The sequence below is a fragment of the Olleya sp. HaHaR_3_96 genome, assembly GCF_019278545.1.
In the GTDB taxonomy this organism is placed as follows: Bacteria; Bacteroidota; Bacteroidia; order Flavobacteriales; family Flavobacteriaceae; genus Olleya.
Genome location: NZ_CP058987.1, coordinates 387798 through 413926 on the forward strand (window position 1 = coordinate 387798; position 26129 = coordinate 413926).

General features: G+C 33.9%; 17 protein-coding genes. 4 read left to right on the plus strand and 13 right to left on the minus strand.

The genetic code is table 11. From position 1 onward, the window contains the following. Positions 1-82: 82 nt before the first annotated feature. From pgi to uvrC, 8 genes are all read right to left on the minus strand, one after another. Positions 83-1726, minus strand: a complete 1644-nt coding sequence (gene pgi / locus H0I26_RS01640; RefSeq protein WP_218700733.1) for a glucose-6-phosphate isomerase — start codon at positions 1724-1726, stop codon at positions 83-85. Next, on the minus strand, positions 1726-3048 hold the full coding sequence (locus H0I26_RS01645) for a peptidoglycan DD-metalloendopeptidase family protein (RefSeq protein WP_218700734.1): 1323 nt from the start codon (positions 3046-3048) through the stop codon (positions 1726-1728). Before H0I26_RS01645 ends, pgi begins: the two co-directional genes overlap by 1 nt. After that, entirely contained in the window at positions 3006-3929 is a 924-nt protein-coding gene (locus H0I26_RS01650; protein ID WP_218700735.1) for a tryptophan 2,3-dioxygenase family protein, read from the minus strand. The genes H0I26_RS01645 and H0I26_RS01650 overlap by 43 nt, the downstream gene beginning before the upstream one ends. Before the next feature lie 5 nt (positions 3930-3934). After that, the gene (locus H0I26_RS01655) at positions 3935-4717 is read right to left on the minus strand and encodes a DUF3108 domain-containing protein (protein WP_218700736.1); all 783 of its coding nucleotides are present in this window, start codon (positions 4715-4717) and stop codon (positions 3935-3937) included. Positions 4718-4861: 144 nt separating this feature from the next. Beyond that, positions 4862-6025 carry a 4-hydroxyphenylpyruvate dioxygenase gene (hppD, locus tag H0I26_RS01660; RefSeq protein WP_101015533.1) on the minus strand — a complete coding sequence of 388 codons (1164 nt, stop codon included), beginning with the start codon at positions 6023-6025 and terminating at the stop codon, positions 4862-4864. A 176-nt stretch (positions 6026-6201) separates the two neighbouring features. Beyond that, on the minus strand, positions 6202-7362 hold the full coding sequence (locus H0I26_RS01665) for a homogentisate 1,2-dioxygenase (RefSeq protein WP_218700737.1): 1161 nt from the start codon (positions 7360-7362) through the stop codon (positions 6202-6204). 337 nt (positions 7363-7699) lie between these two features. Further along, complete coding sequence (locus H0I26_RS01670; RefSeq protein ID WP_218700738.1) at positions 7700-9940, minus strand: patatin-like phospholipase family protein; 2241 nt, start codon at positions 9938-9940, stop codon at positions 7700-7702. Next, positions 9937-11730 carry an excinuclease ABC subunit UvrC gene (uvrC, locus tag H0I26_RS01675; RefSeq protein ID WP_218700739.1) on the minus strand — a complete coding sequence of 598 codons (1794 nt, stop codon included), beginning with the start codon at positions 11728-11730 and terminating at the stop codon, positions 9937-9939. Before uvrC ends, H0I26_RS01670 begins: the two co-directional genes overlap by 4 nt. A 150-nt stretch (positions 11731-11880) precedes the next feature. On the opposite strand from uvrC, the gene H0I26_RS01680 reads away from it, so the two are divergent. Genes H0I26_RS01680 through H0I26_RS01695 form a run of 4 tightly spaced genes read left to right on the plus strand, consistent with a single transcriptional unit; the run spans position 11881 to position 14727 of the window. Then, on the plus strand, positions 11881-12303 hold the full coding sequence (locus H0I26_RS01680; protein WP_218700740.1) for an ATP-dependent zinc protease: 423 nt from the start codon (positions 11881-11883) through the stop codon (positions 12301-12303). 1 nt (position 12304) lies between these two features. Next, the gene (gene rimK / locus H0I26_RS01685; protein ID WP_218700741.1) at positions 12305-13183 is read left to right on the plus strand and encodes a 30S ribosomal protein S6--L-glutamate ligase; all 879 of its coding nucleotides are present in this window, start codon (positions 12305-12307) and stop codon (positions 13181-13183) included. A gap of 3 nt (positions 13184-13186) precedes the next feature. After that, entirely contained in the window at positions 13187-14155 is a 969-nt protein-coding gene (locus H0I26_RS01690) for a succinylglutamate desuccinylase/aspartoacylase family protein (RefSeq protein ID WP_218700742.1), read from the plus strand. Between the two features lie 8 nt (positions 14156-14163). After that, complete coding sequence (locus H0I26_RS01695) at positions 14164-14727, plus strand: 5-formyltetrahydrofolate cyclo-ligase (protein WP_218700743.1); 564 nt, start codon at positions 14164-14166, stop codon at positions 14725-14727. On the opposite strand, the gene H0I26_RS01700 is transcribed toward H0I26_RS01695, so the two are convergent. The 5 genes from H0I26_RS01700 to H0I26_RS01720 all read right to left on the minus strand — a co-directional run bounded on the left by H0I26_RS01700 (position 14724) and on the right by H0I26_RS01720 (position 25814). Continuing rightward, positions 14724-15350 (minus strand): lipoprotein signal peptidase, encoded by a 627-nt coding sequence (locus H0I26_RS01700; RefSeq protein ID WP_218700744.1) that lies wholly within the window; start codon positions 15348-15350, stop codon positions 14724-14726. The genes H0I26_RS01695 and H0I26_RS01700 overlap by 4 nt on opposite strands. A 70-nt stretch (positions 15351-15420) precedes the next feature. Further along, positions 15421-16044 (minus strand): hypothetical protein, encoded by a 624-nt coding sequence (locus H0I26_RS01705; RefSeq protein WP_218700745.1) that lies wholly within the window; start codon positions 16042-16044, stop codon positions 15421-15423. A 121-nt stretch (positions 16045-16165) separates the two neighbouring features. Further along, positions 16166-16549, minus strand: a complete 384-nt coding sequence (locus H0I26_RS01710; RefSeq protein ID WP_101015543.1) for a TraR/DksA family transcriptional regulator — start codon at positions 16547-16549, stop codon at positions 16166-16168. A gap of 4 nt (positions 16550-16553) precedes the next feature. Beyond that, a complete protein-coding gene (gene ileS, locus H0I26_RS01715) occupies positions 16554-19961 on the minus strand; it encodes an isoleucine--tRNA ligase (protein WP_218700746.1) in 3408 nt (1135 codons plus the stop codon). A gap of 117 nt (positions 19962-20078) precedes the next feature. Then, positions 20079-25814 carry a LamG-like jellyroll fold domain-containing protein gene (locus H0I26_RS01720; protein ID WP_218700747.1) on the minus strand — a complete coding sequence of 1912 codons (5736 nt, stop codon included), beginning with the start codon at positions 25812-25814 and terminating at the stop codon, positions 20079-20081. Positions 25815-26129: the final 315 nt, after the last annotated feature.

Below are 26129 nucleotides of genomic sequence, written 5' to 3' on the forward strand. Positions count from 1 at the left end.
ACACAAACGAAAGTAAAAAAAAATAAATACAAAATCACAATAATATACTAAAAATAAAAATATTATACAGGATTACTGTAATTTATCTTAATTTTTTATACAATTCTAATAAATTTAAAGTAGAAGCGTCATGATTCGCAAAGCGAGAGCTATCAAATTCCTTTAAGATTTTATTGGCTAATTGCTTCCCCAACTCAACTCCAAACTGATCATAACTATAAATGTTCCAAATAATACCTTGGACAAATATTTTATGTTCGTACATAGCTATAAGTTTCCCTAAACTCTCTGGGGTTAGTTTTTTTATAAAGATTGTATTTGTAGGCTTATTGCCTTCGAAGACCTTAAACGGTGTTAATTCTTTTATTTTTTCTTCTGACACATTTTGACTTCTAAACTCAGCTTCAACCTCTTCCTTTGTTTTACCGTTTAGTAATGCCTCGGTTTGCGCAAAGAAATTAGACATCAACTTATCTTGGTGATCATGATTACCATATAATGACTGTGCAAAACCAATAAAATCTGCAGGAATCAACTTAGTCCCTTGATGTATTAATTGAAAAAAGGCGTGTTGTGAGTTACTCCCTGGTTCCCCCCAAATTAATGTTCCAGTTTGATAGTTAACAGGTAAACCATTGCGATCTACACTTTTACCATTACTCTCCATAATACCTTGTTGCAAATACGTTGCAAACTGAGTTAAGTATTGCGTGTATGGTATTACCGCCTCACTTTCTGCTTTGAAAAAATTATTATACCAAATACTTAATAATGCTAAAACAACTGGAATATTTTGATCAAAATCTGTTGTTTTAAAATGGGTATCCATTGTATTTGCCCCTTCTAAAAGCGAATCAAAATTCTTGTAACCTACAGATAAACTAATGGTTAATCCTACAGCGCTCCACAATGAAAAACGACCACCAACCCAATTCCACATCGGGAAGATGTTATTTTCATTTATTCCAAAGTCTTTTACTTTTTCTATATTAGTAGATACTGCGACAAAATGCTTGGCCACATCTTCTTGCTTAGCATGCTCTAAAAACCAAGCTCTAATAGTATTAGCATTAGATAATGTTTCTTGTGTTGTAAATGTTTTTGAAACAATAACAAACAATGTGGTTTCCGGGTCTAATGTTTTTAAAACCTCGTTAACATGGTCCCCATCTATATTACTTACAAAATGTGTAGTTAGATGATTTTTATAATATTGAAGCGACTCTACGACCATCGCTGGTCCTAAATCACTTCCACCAATACCTATATTTACAATATCAGTAAAGGCTTTATTTGTATACCCTTTTAATTGTCCTGAAATAACTTGGTTAGAAAAATCTTCGATTTTTTGTTTAACCTCAAAAATCTCTGGCATTACATTTTTACCATCTACTAAAATAGTATCTGTTGCTTTAGCACGTAAAGCCGTATGCAACACTTCTCTGCCTTCTGTTTTATTGATAACCTCTCCAGAAAATTGTGACTGAATTGCTTCTTTAAGTTTAACCTCTTCCGCTAATTCTAACAGCAATGTCATCGTTTCTGATGTTATTCGGTTTTTTGAATAATCAACATAAAAATCCTCCCAACTAATAGCCATTTGATTTGCTCTAGTCTTATCCTGATCAAATAAATCTTTCATTTCTAAACCTTTAACAGCTTCAAAATGTGCTTCTAATTTTTTCCAAGCTTTTGTACTTGTTGGGTTGATTGATGGTAATGCCATTATTTAGTATATGTAATTGAATTTTCTGTAATTGTTTGAACATCTAAAATCTGTTCTTCTTCTATAGGTAGTATAAAATCAATGCCGTCTAATTGCGCCTTTAACGGTTTTATAAACTTTAAATATTCGGTTTTTAAACTGTCAGTGATAGGCTCTGCTTCCGGTAACTTTTGCTTGAAAGGATCAACCTCTTTTCCGTTTTTCCAAAAACGATAACAAACATGAGGTCCTGACGTATTACCTGTCATACCCACATAACCAATGACATCTCCTTGTCTTACAAAATCACCAACCTTGGCATTTCGTTTTTGCATGTGAAAATATTTAGTTGTGTAGATACTATTGTGCTTTACTGCAACAAAATTACCAGCAGACTTACTATATCGAGATTGAATAACAGTTCCGTTTGCAGTCGCTCTAATGGGCGTCCCTATACCTGCAGCAAAATCGGTCCCTTTATGTGGACGCACGCGATTACCATATAAAGCAATCCTTCGGTTTAAATTATATCTAGATGAAATACGCTTGTACTCTACAGGTGCTTTTAAAAAAGCGCGACGTAGATTTTTAGCCTCTTCCGAGAAATAATCTTTTAAACCTTTTATGGTATCTGTTTCAAACTCGAAGGCATAAAAATCTTCTCCATTATGTAAAAAGTAAGCTGCCTTAATATTATCTATTCCTGCATAAATACTATCATCGATATATTTTTCGGTATAAACCACTTTAAATTTATCCTTTTTTTGAAGTCTAGAAAAATCAATAGTCCAAGCGTAGATATCCGACATTTTATAAGCTAACAATACACTTTTACCTTGTTTAGCAAATGCTTCTGATATATTAGACTCGATAACACCAGAGACTTCTTTTTCTACAAATTTGATTGGCTTTTCACTTGAATAGGCGTGAATGGAATCTTGAAAATTTATAACAACATAATCTGTTTTAGTAGGCTGATAAATAAAACATTTTGGTTGTTGTAGTGAATCTGTAGAACACAATAACGTGTAGGGCTTACCAACTTGTAAACGCCTAATATCAAAACTATCTTTGGTTTGTTCTGCTATTTGATAAATTTTAGAATAATCTATCTTATTACGTTGCAAAATCTCTCCAAAACTATCTCCTTTTCTGATAGTATCGCGTTTTACTACGTAATCGTCCAATTTAAAACCAAATTCATAAAGCGCTACTGGCTCTATCACTGAAACGGTTTCTACTGGCACTTTAACCTCTTCTTCTTTACAACTTACAATTGCTAATGTTGATACTAGAAGTATTAGACCTCTTTTCCCCAATCTTGCAATTCTTGTTCGGTCCATAGATCTGGAAAAAATATTCGTCTTTGATACTTTGGATGCATGTATTTTACCCATTCACTTCCTCCTGTTGCTTCAGCTGTTTTACCACCAATATTTAAGTAGTGATTCGCTGTGTTATAATGTGCCATTACCCAAGTAATATTTACTGTGTAGTCGTAATGACGCATTGCTTTTATTAAATCCTTGTCTTCTCTAACCTCTTGCGGTAAACTTTTAAAGATTGTCCACAAATTGTGAGTGTTATAGAATTCTACAAATCTAATAAATTCGTCTTTGTATTTAGCTTCAAAAACTGTTAATGTATAGCTTTTTTTACCCGTTTTGTAGTCCTTTCCTGCTGCTTGCCAATATAAATGTTCAAAAGCATGTTCTAAAGACGAGTTACGGTCTATGGTTTCTCTAAATCTATTATCGATAAGATTAATCAACTCGGTAGAAGCAAATTCAATTTTACGGTATTGTGCCGATTGGAACCCGCTTGCCGGTGTTAATGTGTTTCTGAATTTGTTATACTGCTCGACATCCATACCGTCTTTCATTACAGTAAAAGAAGACGTTAACACATCAAAATAACGGCTAATACGCATGATCTTAGTTTCAAAAAAAGAGGCTGTTATAGCGTCTTGCTTTGCAACTTGATCAATTTCCCATAAAATCATTTTAAACAACAACTCATTAACCTGATGATACATCAAAAAAACCATTTCATCTGGTAAAGTTGTACGTTGCACTTGCAGATTTAAAAGCGCATCAGTTTGAATATAGTCCCAATAATCAATGGGTTTACTATGCAATAAACCTTCTAAATGCGTATTAACATTTTGGTCTAATGCTTTATATTTTTCTTCTAATTGCTTAATTAAATTTGGGTCTACACTCATTATATTTAGTCTACTATAATTTTAAAACTGTGTTTTAATCCTGCATAAGCAACCAAATCTGCTCTTAGAGATCCTACAGCTAAATCTGCTTTAATACGTAAAGGTATTTTATTTTTATCATTAGACACCCAAAGCGTCAAGCTTTCTTCCTCTTTAAAAACACGACCAGCCATCACATAAGGTCTAAACATTAAAGTTTCAACGGTTCCAAAATCAGTGTCCAGGTTTTCTTTTCCTAAATATTTTAATTTAAAACCATAACTTTCTTCATCAAAAAACATGTCTAATTTAATTTCGTCACCTTCTTTAAGAGTTTTGGTATCCAAGTTATTTCTTAAATAATAGAAAGTAGACACCATATCTTGAACGTTAGGTTTGGTATCCAACGTTTTTTTTGTGTCGTGCTTCTTATTATATACCAATGCTTTTCTTTGATCTTGATCAAATTCTATTTCAATATTTTTTTTATGTCCCCCTTCGTCTATTTTTCTAATAAACTTATAAGGCAAAATGGTTTCTTTATCAAAATAACTCTCGTAACGGTCTTCCACTTTAAAAAACCATTTAATCATCCCTGTAGTCCAGCCTTTTCCAACCACATGAAATACAGGCTTACCATTTACTGTTGACTCTTTAACTTGAAGCGTTGCATTACCAGCCTTCATCCAACCACTATAACTCATTTTAAATTTAAACCACTCGCCACTTTTAAATGCAGGGTCTGGATCTATTGCAAAAGAAAAACTAGCGGTAAATAATGCTAAGATTAAAAGTATTTGATTTTTCATAACTAAAAGGATTAAAGGGCTTAATTGATTAAGCTATAGGTTATTTACAACTTAGAATACAATTACTATTCCAAAAGTATAAAACAAAAAAATGCCATCAGTATTTTTGATGGCCTTTTTTTGTTATTAAATTATAAAGCTGAATTAAAGCGTTCCTCTTTTTGCTTGTTCTCTCTCAATAGACTCAAACAATGCTTTAAAATTTCCTGCTCCAAAACCTTGCGCTCCCATACGTTGTATGATTTCGAAAAATAAAGTTGGTCTATCTTCTACTGGTTTTGTAAAGATCTGAAGTAAATACCCTTCCTCATCTGCATCAATCATAATTGACAACTTTTGAAGCTCGTTAATATCTTCCTTCATCATTTCCATATGCACACCTAAACGGTTTGGAATATCATCATAATACGCTTGTGGTGGTGGTGGCAAAAACTCGATACCTCTAGCTTTAAGTTGAGATACTGTTTTAATAATATCATCTGTTGCTACTGCAATATGTTGCACTCCTGAACCTTCGTAGAAATCCAAATATTCTTCTATCTGAGATCTTTTAGCCGCCTTTGCAGGCTCGTTAATCGGGAATTTGATACGTCCATTACCATTACTCATTACTTTAGACATTAAAGCCGAGTATTCTGTGTGTATTTGCTTGTCATCAAAAGATAAGAAGTTAACAAAGCCCATAACATCTTCATACCATTTTACCCAAGTATTCATTTCTCCCCAACCTACATTACCAACCATATGGTCAATGTATTTTAATCCAACTGGCTCTGGATTGTAATCACTTTTCCATTCTACAAATCCTGGCAAAAATTGTCCATCGTAGTTTTTACGTTCCACAAACATGTGAACTGTTTCTCCGTAAGTATAAATACCAGCCCTTACCACTTCTCCAAATTCGTCTTTTTCTACGACTGGTTCCATGTAAGATTTCGCACCACGTTTTGTAGTCTCTTCATAAGCTTTTCTAGCATCTTCCACCCATAATGCCACAACTTTTACACCATCACCATGTTTTACAATGTGATCGTTAATTGGCGACTTACTATTTAATGGTGTTGTTAATACTAAACGGATCTTATCTTGCTTTAACACATAACTTACCGAATCTTTTGACCCTGTTTCTAATCCTTTGTAAGCATGAGATTGGAATCCGAATGCTGTTTTATAAAAATGCGCTGCTTGTTTTGCGTTACCCACGTAAAACTCAACATAATCTGTTCCTAAAAGCGGCAGAAAATCTTGTGCACCTTCAAATATTTTTTCTAAACCGTAGTCTACTGATTTTACTTCTTTTTTACTCATAGTGTTTGTTTCTTAATCTTTCCCTTAGAAAGACATTCAACTTAGTTAATTGACTATATTCTTTTGATTAAGCTTTTACTTTGCTAATGCGTTAGCCCTGATTGCAGTGGCATCCTTTTTTGTTTTTCTTAAAAAAGATATAACGGAAAGCAGGAAATAGCTTCAAATTATTTTTTTTAATGCTCTAACCACGATTTATAATAGTCTTCGTCGGCTATTTTAAGCGCTTCCTCAGTCACCATTAATGGCTTAAACGTATCTACCATAACTGCTAGCTCATCTGTTTTTACCTTCCCGATGCTACGCTCTGTTGCTCCTGGGTGCGGACCATGTGGTATTCCTGCGGGATGCAAGGATATGTGCCCAGCGTCTATATCGTTTCTAGACATAAAATCTCCATCGACGTAATACAAGACCTCATCACTATCTATATTACTATGATTGTAAGGTGCCGGAATACTATCTGGATGATAATCATACAGTCTTGGCACAAAACTACAAACGACAAATGCATCTGTTTCAAAAGTTTGATGTACTGGTGGCGGTTGGTGGATACGTCCAGTTATCGGCTCAAAATCATGGATTGAGAATGCATATGGATAATTGTAACCATCATAACCAACAACATCAAATGGATGTGTTGCATAAACCATTTCAAAAATATCGTCTTGCTTCTTAACTTTCATTAAAAAGTCCCCTTTTTCATTATGTGTTTCTAACTCTTGTGGCTGTCTTAAATCACGCTCACAAAAAGGAGAATGTTCCAATAACTGTCCAAAATAGTTACGATAGCGTTTAGGTGTGTAAATTGGTCTTTTAGACTCGACAATAAATAAACGATTATCTTCTGTATCAAAATCCATTTTATAAATCACACCTCTTGGCACTAATAAATAGTCTCCATACTTAAAGTCTAAGTTGCCTAAATGTGTACGCAGCTTTCCGGTTCCTTTATGAATAAAGATAAGCTCATCTGCATCCGTATTTTTATAAAAATAATCTGTTGTTGATTGTTTAGGGGCTGCTAAAATAATACTGCAATCACTATTTATAAGCACCGTTTTACGAGACTCTAAATAATCGTTTTCTGGTTTAACTTGAAACCCTCTTAAACGATAAGATTTTATGTGGTTTTTTTTAGCAATTTTAGGCGCAACACTGTATTGTTTTCTAATTTCCTTTACCTGTGTTGGTCTATGCTCGTGATAGGAATTTGTTGACATACCGTCAAACCCTATAGTACCAAATAACTGTTCAGCATACAATGTACCGTCTGCTTTTCTGAACTGCGTGTGTCTTTTTGGTGGTATTTTTCCTAGTTTATGATAAAATGGCATTTTTTTAGTTTTTAAATTGAAAAAAAATAACGTCTAAGAAATGTGTGACGCTTTATTAAATGCTTAACAAGGAAGGAAGATCACTCCGGATTGCGCTTAATCAAGAATTTTAAATGTGATAATAAATCGCTCCAAGCTGTCTTCATAGTCTAACAAATATCGTAAATATTTCTGAGTTTAAAAAGTGTTTTTATCCTACAGGCAAAAGCCGATGCACCACATCCTACGTTAAAGGTAGTAATGGCATCCTTTTTTTGCTGCCCAATATGGCTAAAAAAGACATAATAGATGACCTGATTTTATCTAAGCCTATAAAGGATAAAATAAAAAACGTCCTTTAAAACCAATATCCTAAATTAAAAAACCAATAACTATCTCTTGTTTCTGGCGAGTAACTATACTTAGCTTCTATTGGTCCCAGAAAAGAATCTAGAGAATATCCTAAAGCATAACCTGAATATTCGGGCAATGATAACCAATCTGCATCATCAAATAACCGATCTGATACATTGGCATAATTTGCAGTAAGCATTATATGGTTTTTAGGCAAAAATTGATAGTCTAAATTTAGACTTCCTTTTATATATGAATCTGCAGCTATTGTCAAAAAATCATACCCATAAAAGGGTTTAAAATTATTTATAAAGTTATTACCATAACCCCCTAATACAAAATCTAAAAACTGATTAGCTTTAGGATTAATTTTAAAACCAGCGTCTGTAACCAAATTAAAAGAGAGTTTATCGGTTGCTTTAAAGGCATACCCTAGTTCTGCTTTAAATACTGAAAACGGAGAGAACTCAGTTGAATAATCTGACGAGTAAACATAATAGTTAGCTTCTCCCAAAAAAGAAATTCCTTCTGTTGGGTAATATTTACTATCGTAAGTATCAAATTTTAATTGCCCAAAAAGACTAACATAATTACTGTTTTCAAAAATCGTTTCGTTTTGATTGTCCGACGACAATATTGTTTCTGTTGTTACTTTTAATTTTTTATGTTCCAAACCTAAAGACAAGGCTAAATCATTTCTAAATAACGTTTGCAAATAAAACTGATTAGTAAAGTCCGTCAACTCTGCGTTTATCTTATTAACTCCTACGCTAGATGCTTCTGATTGCGACAAAAAAGCATCAGCCACGACACCTTGATCAAACTCATTATACCTTGATTTTAAACCAACACTCCAATAAATACCTTTATCTATAAAATAATCAAAATTGTACCTGACGTGATCTCCTATTATTAAATCCAGAGAAGCAACATCATTTTTTAATAAAAATTGATTTTTAGTAATGTTGGCTAAAATGGCGCTTTTATATAAATCGTCATAGTGCAATCCTAGTTTCAAAAATGTTGTTTTTTTTGTTTCATTAACGGTAGTAATTACTCTATACGCATCATCTTCTTCTTTTTTAAGTTCATAGAAAAAACTATCAAAATTATTAGTTGCCACCACATTATTAGCCCCTTCGGATAGTTCTTTGTAAGTCACTTTTGTATAGGGCCTCATTCTTAACTTCCCTAAAACGTAGGATCTTGTATATTTATTGATTCCGTTGGTTTCAATATAATTGATTTGTAAGCTATCAGGAGAATGCATTGCTTCCCTTACTATAGGTTTTTTTATTTGTTTTTGTTTTAATTGTTGCAAAACTTCTATTTTTCCTATAGCAGCAATCTCTCCATTTTTAATAATCTGGTTTCCATCATCAAAAGACACTACATTAAACTTTGTTATATCTGGCTTTATATAAATATCAGTCTCTTTAGACTTGCTTTTCATATCAGTTATAGTCCTGAAATTATTAATCTGAAATAATATTTGTGGCGCAGAAGATAAATCTGTACGATTTGCTAAACCATCCTGTACATCAACCCCAATAATAACATCCATTCCTTTTGCTTTCAACTCGTTTATAGGATAATTATTAACGACCCCTCCATCGATTAATAATTGCCCATTAATCTCCACAGGCTGAAACAATGACGGAAAAGCACCACTCGCCCTAACCGATTGTGGTAAATTACCTTTATCCAAGACCACTTGCTGTCCTGTTTCTACATCAGTACCAATACAGAAAAATGGTATTGGTAATTCTGAAAAATCGTCTTCATCACTAACATGTAGCATTAGCTTGGTTAATAAATTGAACACATTTTGACCTCTAGATAATGCCGATGGCAACTTTACTTTTAAGCGATCAAAAGGTAGGGTTACAGCGTAACGCTCTGATATTTCTCTCTCATATGTTGACTTTGCAGATCTTGGTATATTATCACTTATTAGGTCATCAAAATTAACCCCCTTAAAAATAGAATCTAATTGCTTCCCTGAATAGCCAGAAGCATATAAGGACCCAATAATAGCCCCCATACTTGTACCCGCTACATAATCTACTCTAATCCCTAAACTATCTATAACTTTTAAAACACCAATATGCGCAAACCCTTTTGCGCCACCACCACTTAAAACCAAACCAACTTTAGGTTCTTTAGATTCTACTACCTGTTCTTGCGCGTTAAGACTACTACAAAAAGTCAATATTAATAGTATAGCGATGCTAATTTGCTTCATTCTTTATGATAATAATTATATATTTTTGCTGCTCTAGAAACTCCTACAATCTCTTCCAATTCATCTAATTTAGCGTTTGAAATTCGTTTTGCAGATTTAAATTTTTTCAATAATTCTACTATGGTTTTTTCTCCAATCCCAGGAATAGTTTCCATTTCGGTATTTAACGCCTGCTTACTTCTTTTATTTCGATGATGCTCTATTCCAAAACGGTGAGCTTCATTACGTAACTGTTGAATTATTTTTAGTGTTTCTGATTTTTTATCTAAATATAATGGAATTGGATCCTCTGGATAAAACAATTCTTCTAAACGTTTTGCAATCCCTATTATAGCTATTCTACCTCTTAATCCTAAAAGATCTAAACTTTTTAATGCTGAAGATAATTGCCCTTTTCCTCCATCAATAATTATTAATTGCGGTAAAGGTTGCTCCTCTTCAAGTAAGCGTTTATAACGTCTAAACACAACCTCTTCCATAGACGCAAAATCATCTGGACCTTCAACCGTTTTTATATTAAAATGGCGATAATCTTTTTTACTTGGTTTACCGTTTTTAAACACAACACAAGCCGCTACGGGATTAGTCCCTTGTATGTTTGAGTTATCAAAACACTCGATATGTCGTGGCTCTTCCCCTAAACGCAAATCCTGTTTCATTTGTGCCATAATACGATTGGCATGACGGTCTGGATCTGTTATTTTAACTTGCTTGAAACGCTCCATCCTATAATATTTGGCATTTCTAATAGATAAATCCAAAATATGCTTTTTATCTCCTAATTGCGGAACGGTAACCTTGAGCTCCTCTCCAATATTCACAGAAAAAGGTACGTATATTTCTTTAGAGTTAGAGTTAAAGCGTGCTCTTATTTCAATAATAGCTAATTCTAAAAGTTCCTTATCACTTTCGTCGAGTTTCTTTTTGATTTCTAACGTATGTGATCTTATAATGGATCCGTAGGATAATTGTAAAAAATTAATATAACCATGTCCAGCATCACTAATTATTGAAAACACATCGACATTACTAATCTTAGGGTTAACTATCGTTGACTTAGCTTGGTAGTTTTCTAATACCTCAATTTTTTCTTTAATACGCTGCGCAGCCTCAAATTCCATGACTTCTGCAAATTCCCGCATCTGTAATTTAAAGTTACCTAAAGAGTCTTTAAAATTTCCTTTTAAAATCGCTCTAATAGCATCAATATTTTCATGATAGCTTGCCTCTGTCTCTCGACCTTCGCAGGCCCCTTTACAATTCCCCAAATGGTATTCTAGACACACCTTGTATTTCCCCTCACTTACTTTGTCCTGTGCCAAATTATAATTACAGGTTCGCAATTTGTACAACCCATTAATTAAGCCCAATAACGTTTTAACCGTTTTCATACTTGTGTAAGGGCCAAAATACTCACTGCCATCTTTAATAACACGACGCGTTGAAAACACTCTTGGAAAGCGTTCATTTTTTATACAAATCCAAGGATATGTTTTATCATCTTTAAGTAAAACATTATAACGCGGCTTATGCTTTTTTATCAGGTTGTTTTCTAATAACAACGCATCCGTTTCAGTTTCAACAACTATATGCTTAATATTAGCGATACGCTTGACTAAAACTCTAGTCTTTCCATTTTCGTGCGTTTTAGTAAAATAAGACGTTACACGTTTTTTAAGATTTTTTGCTTTACCAACATAAATAATAGTGCCTTCCGCATCAAAATACTGATAGACACCCGGAGAATCCGGTAAGGTTTTAAGCTGTATATCTAAAGCGGTTTGACTCATTTTAATTCTAAAAAATTGATGTGTTTTTATGAGTAATCAAAGGTAATTATTTAAAAATAACTTATCGTTTTTAGCTCAAATTTTAACCTGAAAATAAAAATAATACTATTTACTTATTTATTACCTTGCACCTCTTTTTAAACAATAAAAATGACAAAGAAAACCATTGGTAGAACTGATAAAATTAACTTTCCGAAGTTGGATTTATTTGAAGTAGACTGTAAAATTGATACAGGCGCCTACACCTCTGCAATACACTGCTCTAACGTCGTTGTTAAAGATGACGGGCTACATTGTACCTTTTACAGTAAAGGCCACCCCAACTTTAATAGTGAAACTAAAGTATTTAAAGAGTACACCTTTACAGATGTAAAAAGCAGTAACGGTTGTGTTGAAAATCGTTACAAAATAAAAACAGACGTGATTTTTTTTGGTAAATCATACAAGATTAACTTAACTTTAAGCACAAGAGACGACATGAGATTTCCCGTTTTAATTGGTAGACAATTTTTAAAACGAAAATTTTTAGTAGACGTTGATATCCTAAACCAATCCTTTAATCATAACAAATAAAATGAACATTGTAATCTTATCTAGAAACGCCAATTTATACTCAACAGACCGTTTAGTAGAAGAAGGTGAAAAAAGAGGTCATAAAATAGAAATAATAGATCCATTAAAATGTGATATTATCATTGAAACAGAAAAACCGACCATCTTTTATAAAGACCGTTATTTAGATTACGTCGATGCTATCATACCTCGTATTGGAGCTTCTGTAACGTTTTATGGTTGTGCTGTTGTTAGACAATTTGAAATGATGAATGTTTTTACTACGGCGTCTTCTGAAGCTATTCTAAGATCTAGAGATAAATTAAAAAGTTTACAACGTTTAAGCAAAGCTGGTATCGGAATGCCAAAAACGGTTTTTACAAACTATTCTAGAGATGTTGAGGAAGTTATCCAACATGTTGGTGGTGTTCCAGTAATTATAAAATTACTAGAAGGTACTCAAGGATTGGGTGTTGTTTTAGCTGAAAGTAAAAATGCTGCCGAATCTGTTTTAGAAGCCTTTAATGGATTAGAAGCTAGAGTTATTGTACAAGAATTTATTAAAGAAGCTAAAGGAGCCGATTTACGTGCTTTAGTTGTTAATGGAGAAGTTGTTGGTGCAATGAAACGTCAAGGAAAAGAAGGTGAATTTAGATCTAATTTACATAGAGGAGGAAGTGCAAATATTATTAAATTAAGCGAAGCAGAACTTCAAGTTGCTAGAAAAGCTTCATTAGCTTTAAAACTACCTGTATGTGGTGTAGACATGCTACAATCGGAGAGAGGTCCTTTATTATTAGAGGTTAATTCTAGTCCCGGATTAGAAGGTATAGAAAATGCAACAGGTAAAAATATTGCCAAAAACATTATCAATTATATAGAAAACAACACTAAAAAATAGGCGATGTACAAAAACGACGTTTTAGAAATTTTAGGAGAGACTATAAAACCGGGGCAAAGCGCGGAAGTTAGTTTTAATGTTGCCAAATTACACACTAGAACACCAGTCGATGTTCCTATTATCATAGAACGCTCTAAAAAACCAGGACCTACCGTTTTATTTACTGCAGGAATCCATGGTGACGAAATAAACGGTGTCGAAATTGTTCGTCAATTAATATCCAAAGGTATTAACAAACCCAAAATAGGGACAACCATTTGTATTCCGGTACTTAACATTTTTGGTTTTATCAATATGGAACGCGCCTTTCCTGATGGTCGCGATTTAAATCGTGTCTTTCCTGGAACAAAAAAAGGCTCTTTAGCTAGTCGTGTAGCCTACGAGTTAATACAAGAAGTAGTCCCTCATGCTGATTTTATAATTGATTTTCATACAGGCGGTGCATTTCGTTTTAACGCCCCGCAAATACGTATAGAGCGAGGTAGCGAAGACGATGATGTTATGGCCGAAATTTTTGGTGCGCCATTTATACTATATTCTCAAAACTTAAATAAATCGTTTAGAAATGCCTGTAACAAATTAGGAAAACCGATCTTATTATATGAAGGAGGAAAATCTTTTGACCTCGACAACGCCGTAACCAACACGGGCGTTAATGGCGCAAAGCGTATTATGAATCACTTCGGAATGTTACGTAGACAATTTAAAGTCTCAGAACCTAAAAAGGAATGCGTTAAAATAACAGAAAGTTCTTGGCTAAGAGCGAAGCACTCTGGTATGTTTAAAGCCACGGTTAAACTTGGTATAGAAGTTAAAGTTGGTGACGACATTGGAAACATTACCGACCCTTACGGAAAATTCAACCATTTTGTCAAGTCTAAACACGCTGGTTATATTATAAACATCAATCAATCTCCAATTGTTTATCAAGGAGACGCCTTGTTTCATGTGTCTACAGAAGTCTTAAAATAAAATATAAGATGAAAAAAGCCGAATTAAGACGGAAATATAAAGCTTTACGAGGCGCGCTTTCTGAAGCTAATATTGATGATAAAAGTATTGCTATTGCCAATCAGCTATTAACGTTATCCATTTGGGATTATAGTTTTTACCACTTGTTTTTAACTATTGAAACTCATCAAGAAGTTAATACCGATTTTATATTAAATATCCTTTCGGGTAAAGATAAAAACATTGTCATTTCTAAAAGTAATTTTAAAACTAATACACTAAGCAATTACTTACTAACTGACGCAACGACCCTTAAACTAAGCGCTTATAACATTCCAGAACCTGTAGATGGTATAGACATCTCGAATGACAAAATTGATGTTGTTTTTGTTCCGCTTTTAGCATTTGATACTAAAGGACATCGTGTCGGTTATGGCAAAGGATTCTACGATAAATTTTTAGCCTCCTGCAATCCAGGCACTATAAAAATAGGGCTATCCTTTTTTGAAGCTGAAGCTGAAATTGAAGATGTTTTTGAAAATGATGTGACCCTTGACTACTGTGTTACTCCAGAGAAAATTTATAAGTTTTAATCTTCTTCACGCTTAGGAAACGCCTTTTTATTGAAGAAAATCAAAATACAAAACCCAATACTAATAGCAACATCCGCAATATTAAAAACAGGTTCAAAAAACGTGAAATACTCACCTCCAATACCTGGGAGCCATTCTGGCAAATAGCCCTTCCAGATTGGTAAATATAACATATCAACGACCTTACCATGCAGCAGACTATCATAACCTTCCGCTGGTAAAAAAGAAGCTACCTGACTAGAGCTACCGTCAAATAACACACCGTAAAACACTGAATCTAAGATATTACCCAATGCGCCTGCAAAAATAAATACTAATGCTAAAACTAACGTTTTAGACTCTTTCTTTTTTATAGTATTTACTAACCAATACCCAATCCCAAAAATTGCAAAAATCCGAAATACAGTCAAACACACCTTAGCGGTCCTATCCGTCATAAATGGAAGGATATCACTTAGTTTAGTCCCCCAAGCCATGCCACTATTTTCAATAAAATAGATCTTAAACCAATTAAAAACAGCCACATCTTCTCCTAAAACAAAATGCGTTTTGACATATACTTTACTTATTTGATCAATAAGTAAGATAACAATGATTAGAAAGGATACTTTTTTTATATTCATAGGCTTAAAAGACACTTAGGCAATTCTGAATGCACTAATTTATTTTTAAGGATTAATGCTAGACTTAGGCTTATTTTTCAATTTTAGTCACGTTAATATCCCCATTAATTGTATGGCAACTTATGTTGTATTTACCATACTTAAATTGTTTGTTTTGTATTGTTCCCGTTTTAGTAAATGCTTCTACTTTGGCATTATTAGTTTGAATAGCAATATTTCCATCAATCGTATTCACGGTGGCATTTCCCAAAAACTCTTGCAAATTACAATTACCTTGATTTAACTCGATAAAAACAGAATGATATTCTCCAATAACCTTTACCGAAGCGATATCACTTTTAATATCCAAAGCCATACGTTTTGGAACAGTTAATTCGTACTCTACAGAAAGTACTTTATGGGCACTTAACTTGTCATTATCATCTTTAAACAAAGGCTGGAATGATGCTGAAATAAACAAAGTTTCGTTTAAAAAGCTATCAATAATCATTACATCTTTTGCATACTCACCTTCAATTTTCACTTTTAACGATATGGTATTAGAACGTGCATTTGAGACCTTAATCTTAAACACATTTTGCCCTGCAATAGCAACTGTTTTTATCTCGTTAGACTCCCACGTTTTTTCTGTCCCTATTTGGGCAAAAAAAAACTGAGTGATTAAAAAAAATATAACAGTGAGTTTAAATTTCAATATAACAACGTATTACAAATACAAAACGCTTCAATTAAAAATGAAGCGTTTTGGGTTATTCTATTTCGACATTACTATCATGCAATAGTGTCGCTTTCTAAACTTCTCTTTTATTAGAAATTTATTTTTGCATATTTTTTGCTTCGATACTTAACGTTGCGTGAGGCACTAACTCTAATCGTTTAGGATTAATCAATTTTCCTGTTACACGACACACTCCATACGTTTTACTTTCAATTCTAATTAAAGCATTTTTAAGGTCACGAATAAACTTTTCTTGTCTAATAGCAAGCTCCGAGTTAGACTCTTTACTCATTGTTTCACTACCTTCATCAAACGCCTTAAAGGTTGGAGACGTATCGTCTGTACCGTTATTATGGTCGTTCATATAAGCACTTTTAATTAACTCTAAATCGTGCTTAGCTTTTTCTATCTTATCAAGAATTAACACTTTAAATCGTGCTAATTCTTTATCTGAATGCCTTACGTTTATATCTGATGCCATAATTTTAGTTTTTTTGAATAAATAGTTTAGTACTTATATCATCAAAAGCAATATCTATACCACTATCTAATTGATTAATAATTTTAAGATCGTCCGTTAAGGTTTCTGCCTTAATGTAGTCTAAATTAGCTTTTACGGCTTGCACAATGTTTACATCTTCTTGAAGCTGTACGGTAATCCTATCTGTCACTTCAAATCCTGAATCTTTACGCAAGTTTTGAATACGGTTTACCAACTCTCTTGCAATACCTTCTTCTTTTAATTCTGGTGATATCGTAACGTCTAGAGCAACTGTAATATTGCCTTCGTTTGCAACTAACCACCCTTCAATATCTTGTGATGTAATCTCTACATCATCACGTTGTAATGTAATACTTTTTCCATTACACTCGACATCGATCTCTCCTTTTTGTTCAATAACTTTAATATCGTCTGCAGTCATTTTAGTAATGATTCCAGCAATGGTTTTCATATCTTTTCCAAAACGTGGTCCTAACGCTTTAAAATTAGGCTTAATCTGCTTAACTAATATATCTGAAGCATCTTCCAAAATCTCAATTTGCTTGATATTAACTTCATGCTTTATCAAATTTGCTACAGCTAAAATCTCTTCTTTCTGTTGTTCTGAATCTACAGGAATCATGATTTTTTGCAGTGGTTGACGCACTTTTATTTTTTCTTTAGCTCTTAATGATAAGACTAAAGACGAAATAGTTTGTGCATTTTCCATTTTACGCTCTAAAGATTTATCTACAAAACTTGGATCAAATTTTGGAAATTCAGCCAAATGTACACTCTCAAATCCTTCCGATTGTGTTGTTTTTGTTAAATCTATGTAAAGCTTATCCATAAAAAACGGAGCAATTGGTGCACCTAATTTTGCTATGGTTAATAAACACGTATATAATGTTTGGTATGCCGAAATCTTATCTGTTTGGTAATCCCCTTTCCAGAAACGTCTTCTACTTAAACGCACAAACCAGTTACTAACATAGTCTTGTGTGAAATCTGAAATAGCTCGCGCTGCTTTTGTTGGTTCGTATTCTGCATAATACGCATCCACTTTTTGAATAAGCGTATGCAACTCTGATAAAATCCAACGGTCCAATTCTGGTCTATCTGCTAATGGAATTTCCGCTTCAGCGTAACTAAACTTATCTAAATTAGTATATAAACTGAAGAATGAATATGTGTTATATAACGTTCCGAAAAACTTACGTTTTACTTCTTCAATGCCGTCTAAATCAAATTTTAAGTTATCCCATGGATTTGCATTAGAGATCATATACCAACGTGTTGCATCCGCACCATAGGTATCCAAAGTGGTAAATGGATCTGTTGCGTTACCTAAACGTTTAGACATTTTCTGTCCGTTTTTATCTAACACTAATCCGTTAGACACAACGTTTTTATAGGCAACCGAGTCAAATACCATTGTTGCAATAGCATGCAATGTATAAAACCAACCTCTAGTTTGATCAACACCTTCTGCTATAAAATCTGCAGGAAAGGCTTCGTTATTATCAATTTTTTCTTTGTTTTCAAATGGGTAGTGCCATTGCGCATAAGGCATTGACCCTGAGTCAAACCACACGTCAATTAAATCACTTTCGCGTTGCATTGGTTGCCCACTTGGAGATACTAATACAATACCATCTACAATATTTTTATGTAAATCTAACTTTGCATAATTTTCTTCGGAATTGTTTCCAACTTCAAAATCTTCAAAGATATCTTTAGCTAAAACACCAGCGGACACTGCTTTTTGCATTTCGGCTTTAAGCTCTTCCACAGAGCCAATACAGATTTCTTCCTTACCATCTTCTGTTCTCCAGATTGGTAATGGAATCCCCCAATAACGCGATCTAGATAAATTCCAATCGTTTGCATTAGCTAACCAATTACCAAAACGTCCTGTCCCAGTAGATTTTGGTTTCCAGTTAATGGTATTATTATTAGCTACCATTTTATCTTTAACATCAGTCACTTTAATAAACCAAGAGTCTAATGGATAGTATAAGATTGGTTTATCTGTACGCCAGCAATGTGGGTAACTGTGTTTATATTTTTCAACCTTAAAGGCCTTATTTTCTTCTTTTAACTTAATTGCTAATTCAACGTCTATTGAGCGTTCTGGAGCTTCGCCATCATTGTAATATTCATTCTTAACATACTTACCACCAAACTCACCCATTTCTGGTCTAAAACGCCCTTGTAAATCTACAAGAGGTACTAAATTTCCATTATCGTCTTTTACCAATAATGGTGGTATTTCTGGAGAAGCCTGTTTTGCAACTAAGGCATCATCTGCTCCAAATGTTGGTGCTGTATGTACAATACCTGTCCCATCTTCAGTCGTTACAAAATCTCCAGCAATAACTCTAAACGCATCTTGCGGATTGTCATTTGGTAACGCATAAGCTAACAACTGTTCGTATTTGATCCCAACAAGATCTTTTCCTTTAAATTCCTTTACAATAAAATATGGAATGGACTTATCTCCAGCTTTATATTCTAAAAGGTCCGGTTTAGATTCTACTTGATTAAATAACTTTCCTGCAAATTGTTTTCCAACTAACAGTTTTGCCATAATCACATTAATTGGTTCAAAAGTATATTGATTATACGTTTCAACTAAAACATAATCTATTTTTGGTCCGACAGTTAATGCGGTATTACTTGGTAATGTCCAAGGTGTTGTTGTCCATGCTGTAAAATGGATATCTCCTTCATTTTGTAAAAAGTCGGGTAATGTACTTTCAATAGCTTTAAACTGAGCAACGATAGTTGTATCTGTTACATCTTGATATGCTCCAGGCTGATTAACCTCGTGCGAGCTTAACCCTGTTCCTGCTTTTGGAGAATAAGGTTGAATAGTATACCCTTTATACATTAACTTTTTAGAGTAAATTTCTTTTAAAAGCCACCAAACGGTTTCCATATACTTAGGTTCGTAAGTAATATATGGATCCTCCATATCTACCCAATACCCCATTTTTTGAGTCAGGTTATTCCAAACATCCGTGTAACGCATGACTGCTTTACGACAGGCTGCGTTATAATCTTCTACAGAAATAGTTTTACCAATATCTTCTTTAGTAATCCCTAGTTCTTTTTCCACACCCAATTCAATAGGTAAACCATGCGTATCCCAACCAGCTTTACGCTTAACCTGAAACCCTTTCATGGTTTTATATCTTGGAAAAATATCTTTTATAGCACGTGCTAAAACGTGGTGTACACCAGGCAAACCGTTAGCTGAAGGTGGTCCTTCAAAAAACACGTAAGGCTCTGCGTTTTCACGAGTCGTTACACTTTTTTCAAATATATTATTGTCTTGCCAATACTTAAGAATTTCTTCTGCTACGTTTGGTAAGTTAAGGCCTTTATATTCAGGGAATCCTGTGCTCATTTTTTCTAATTTCGTTATAGAGTTGCGAAATTAAGGAATTCTGTTTAAAACTCTGATTTTTGAGCATAAAAAAAGCGCCATTACAATTTGTAATGGCGCTTTTGGATTAATCCTTTTTTATTTTAAGATTATCTTTTTTTCTAAAGTTTGATTATTTTCCATCGTAATACTTACCACATACAACCCTGTACTTAAGTTTGTCAAATTTAACCCATTTTCTAATTGTTGATTAGTTACTGAAGCACTACTATAAACTTGTTGCCCTAATGTATTATAAAGTTTTAATCCTTTAACCGTAACATTTAATCCTTTTACAAATAATAACTCTTGAGTATCAATATAAAAAACTGAAACGTTTTCTATGTCCGCTTCAAAACCATCAGTACTTAAGGTTTCTGCAGATTGGAATACAACATCAAACCTATCAGCAAAAACACCTGCTTCTGAAGCAAAACTATACGCTTGATCTGAAGTCAAATCGTAATAAATATTATTTAAATTATCTCTTAAAAACACCTCTTGATCCGTTGGAAAATCAACAAACTCTATTGCCTGAATACTATACATTCCGCTGCCATCTGCCTCAAAATTTAGAGCGACAACTTTATCTGCTGTAATATCAGCATAAGACTGAATAACCATTGGATTATTATCTAAAGTCATGGTTAAATCGTTAGGAAAAGTCTCATATGCTTTAGCATCAAAACCGTAATCAAAGTCATCATTAGTCGCACTATTAAAGCCCATAACAATTTCTCTACCTAAATCATTAGCTGTGGTTAATTGTAATCTTATTTTTTTAATTGGATTTTCATCTGTTATAGAAGCCATTTGATTTTCCACTTGCGATTGTCTAAAAAAGACAGACTCTCCTAAAGCTTCTTTTTTAAATACTCTTTGCGAATTATTAAATTCTATATCACCATCATTCAAAACCTCAACGATAAAACCTTGCCCGACAGACAAATAAGATTCTGGCGTTTTCACTCCTGCTATACCTCCTGTAGTATCACCATTTAAACCTACAAATTGATAAGCTCTAATACCTGCAGTAAGATTAACGGTTGCATACCCCCCTTGATATTGATTAAGCACATGTGAATCTCCGCCCCACTGTTCCCAAAGGTAAAGCTCTCCACCAATAACAGCGCTATTATCGTTTATAAATGCACCAACACCTAGTGCAGAGGGATATGGATTTCCTAATAATGAGGTTGTTCTTGACGTTCCACCTACAGATCCAGCACCTCCGGTATCTGTTGCTGAAACTATTATTATCCCATTATTTGGCTTCCCATCAAAAATGTATTGAAAATCTGTAGTACCAACACCTGTTCCTTTATGAATGTAACCAAATCCCGATGGAACATCATAAGCAGCACCAATATTCACCCAACTATAATAAGAGACTCCACTTTGATAAATGTAGGTCCAATAGGTACTTATTTTACCTAATTCGTCATAAGACGTTGTAAACTCCATTGGCGTAAAAACATTATCTTTAAGTAAACTTAAGTTGAAAGCTGAATTACTAGTATTTGTTGACAGATTATTATCAGAAATACTGGTTGCTTGTGTTTTTCCGACAGGAGACCCCCAATAATTATATCTATATTTATTAGCTAAACCTTCTTGACGTCTAAAAATATTACCATCGTTATCTGTAACCAAATCACTCTGGGTCGTTTGAATAATTTGAGAGTCCTCTAATAAATCAATGGTTCCATTAATTTCTAAATACCATGTATTGTTAATATAATTATCATTAGTTACCGTAAAAGTTTGAGCATCTTTTACTACCAACCCTAAATTTGTATGTGACGCTACCGTAGATATATTGTTATCTATTTGGACAATACTCCAATCTTTATTATTTGCAACTACATCAATATCCCACACATCGCCATGTTCCCAATTAGCGACTGTAGTCCAAGGACCATCTTGTATGGTTTTGTATGGCAAAGGTGCTGTTTGAAAATAAATATTTTTAATATTATATAACTTAGCGCCTGTTATTTGATCTATTCCAGGTGTTACTTTGTTATCCGTAATATCTCCCTTATATCCGTCCATTTTATAATAACGCACTAAATTTGCCCCGATAGAATTCCCCGATATATCCTTAGGTATTATTTTACCTTGATTAAAGTTTTGATTTTCATCTAACTCTTGATAAACGGTTCTTTGCACTTCTTCTTCTGTTAAACTAATATTGAATACTCTAACCTCATCTATTTCTCCATGAAAATAATTTGAATCATTATTAGCAAGCCTACCTATTGTAAAATTAGACGTGTCATTAGACATTCCTCCTGAACCAGCTGGACTACCTTGTGCTTGTCCATTAATATACAACACTGTTCCCGAACCATTAGTTGTTGCCGTAATATGTGCCCAAACACCATTAACCACCACATCTGTAGAAGTCAATACCACACTACCATTTAAGACCACCGACACTGTATTATCAGCACTATTAACCACTAAATAAAAATTAGTTTGCCCTGCAACAATTCTATTTGTATTTATAGCGTTATCGCCTTCAGATTTTATCCAAGCCATAAGTGTAGCGTTTCCGTTTGGCAACACAGTAGCATCTTCCACATAGTCATTGCGCCCATCAAAAAACAAGCTGTAAGAATTTTCTAAATCCCGAGGAGATCCGTAGACAGAATTATCAGAGTCGAATGCATCAATTATACCATCTGAATCTGCATCTGTACCACCATCAATGATTCCGTCATTATCGCCATCTAATTGAAAATAAATTGTATTACTAATATCGCTTCCATTTGAAACATCATTAGCAGCATCATTACTATCTACATCTAAATAGTCAGGAACACCATCTCCATCTGTATCTAAAGGAAATTCATAACCATTAACACCAAGTCCATGATCATCTCCATCGCTATCATTATCATTACCATCAATTAATGCCAACACACCATCACCATCAAAGTCATCATTTATAGTCCCTGTATCAGCATCACCACCATCTCCTAAACCATCGCCATCGACATCTAAGTCCCCATTACCATTATTTTCCACAACATCAAAAATAGAATCATTATCTGAATCTAAGTCTATATAGTCAGGCGAACCATCTCCATCTGTATCTAAACCTACTCCACCTTCAAAAGCATCATGCATTCCATTACCATTAGCATCTAACCAAGCAGCACCTGAAGAAACTAAACCATCTTTATCAACATCACCTCCTTGAGGAAAAGCACCATATTCGTAAATATTAGGAATACCATCATTATCGTTATCTAAATCGAATATATCTGCAACACCATCATTATCTAAATCACATAATGATTGTGTAATAATAATATCATCTATAGCCAAATCATTTCCATTTCCTCCAGGAGCATTATTTATAAATTGAATAACGAATTCTGACTCACTAATAGCAACTGAAGTACCATACTCTTTCCACAAAGAATCCACACAATTGTTACCAGAAGCACACCTTGTAATATCACCTGTATCAAACGAAGCTAGTTCTGTAGCATAGTCTGAAGTCAAGAACTTTACCGTAATATTTGGAAGTATTCTAGGCAATTCCCCTCCGCTGAATCTATTATCTGCATTATCTATGTTAATAGCCCAAAAGCTATAATTTATTGGCACATTGGGTAAAATACCAGAGACTGCCGTTTCATAAAAAACACCCGGATCCGTAGCAGCGTTAAACACTGCCATCCTTCCATTTGTATCACCCGGGGTGTGATCATCTCCTTTATACCAAGCGTAATTTGCAAATTCTGCTATATTTTCCCCATTAGCTGTTACAGTATTATTAGTAGCATCCCCATTTGTAATAGAATAATGCACCACATATTCTCCATCGTTCAAATTATGATCTGCATCACATTCTTCTGCTCCTTGACCTGCCAAACCATCTTCATAACAATATGATGTAGTCACACCATCCGTATTTCCATTAATAGCTGATCTGGTGACTCCAGCACCAAAATCTTCAATTAAAAAAGTTGTTTCAACTATAGAAGCCCCTGAATACATTAAACATTGCAATTGTTCTACCCCATCCTCTATACCATCATTATCATCATCTACATCTACATTATCAGAGACACCATCCCCATCAGTATCTGGGTATAACTCATCTCCTTCTCCGACTATATTATATGTAAATGGGTTTTCATCAGGATCGTTACTATCTATAACTACGACAGCTGAAATATTATTAACAATAGTACTAGGATCAAAATTTATTGAGAAAGTTTCGAATCCTCCTGGCGCAATACTTGTTCCTCCCACTGGTTGTGTTAAAATAGAAAAATCAGCACTAGAACCGGCCTGTAAAACAACAGGTGTAACACCTAAAACCAATGAGCTAGCCCCGTTGTTATAAATTTTAAAAACTCTTGTTTTCGCTCCTCCATTGACATCGTAAACACCAAAATCTGTAAAACTAGAATATGAAGTATCTGTTTGCCCATTAGTAATTTCTGTATTATTACCTACTACAGTAATATCTTGGGGTGAAAAAGGATCTAAACTTATGTTCAATGCATAATCTTCAAAATCTTCCACCTCCCCTGTTGTACCACAAGAATCTCCAGGAGACCAATATTGCCTTACACCTACGCGCATCACAGTAAGTCCAGTCGTTGCCGTTGTTGGAACTACAAATGACCTAGAAACAAAAGGAAAAACCGCATTAGATTCTTCTCCTCCTGCCGCTCCTCCAGATCGATAAATACGTTCACCGTCATCAAAAATTCCATCTTTATTGAAATCAATATAACCTACCCATCCCGAACGGTGATTACCAGCATTTAATGCTGTATTCCCTTCTATTAAAATAGACAAATCATAAGTACCACCTAAATACACATCTGCTGCTGGCACGTTTGTGAAATTTTGATAACCGCCTTCATCACCAGAATCGTTATCTATTGTTACAGTTTCACCTGGCAAGGTGACATTGGTTATAAAACGCACTCCATTTGAACTTGAAACTGGCTCGCAAACCCCAAAACCGACATTTACATTCACAGTCCCAATTTCACACTGACCAATAACATTACACAAATTGTACGTAAAACTATCCACTCCATTAAAACCGCTATTTGGAATATATTCAAATATACCATCTGATATTTCTGTCACTACACCATTTGCTGCTCCTGTTAACAAACTATAATCTTCACCATCACCTCCTGTTGTTCCTATATAGTCATTTGTAGCAACATTTATTTGATTATTAACACCTGGTGTACTATCTATTAAAACCTCCAGATCATCATCACTAACTATTGGAATTGCCGAAACCTGATTAACATTAATCGTATAATCTTCAATTTCCGCCCTACCAGTATAAGTACAACTATCTGAACTTATTGAAGCTCCTCCACCACAATTATCACAATATGATGCAGATATTCGCAAAACAGCAGTGCCAGGTAATGCCGTATTATCCAATGTAAACGATATATTTGTTGTCGCAGTACCGTTATTATTGTTTACATACCCTCCAGAGTTATAAACCTCAACATAACTCCCATCACCCTGATAGTCTATCCAAGCAACAACTTTTAAATTACCCCAAGTTTCTTTGACATGACTTATGGTAGCTGTATACGTACCTCCCGCTGTTAATGTTACTGATTGACCTGTGAAATCTGAATAAGTAGCATTATCTGCACCTGAAAAATTACTTATCTGACTAGCCCCATCTCCAATTACTTGAACATTAACAATGTTAAAATTATTAAAATCAACCATCCCTGTTGGGATACATTGAGCATATGAAAATTTAACTGAGACTAAAAATATTATTAAAACTATAAATTTGGGAATTATAGAAATTGATTTCATAATTAATTGATTTTTATTTAAAACTAAATACTAAAGAAACAAACGGTTACACTAAAGAGAAAACGGTAACAGGTTAAAATACACTTGGAAGATAAAACTAGGATATCATCGATAATAGATTGCTGAAAGGCTAATATTTTCATATAAAATTCGTTATTAATAGCTTGGGGCTATATTAAATTAAACTAAAATATTGAGGGAATAAATAGCTGTCAAATGTATCTTTTAAGTCACAAATATCTTTCTTAGCTTTCAATTAATTACCATTATTCGACCAAATACCATTTACTTTAGTTAAACGTTGTTATTTTTACG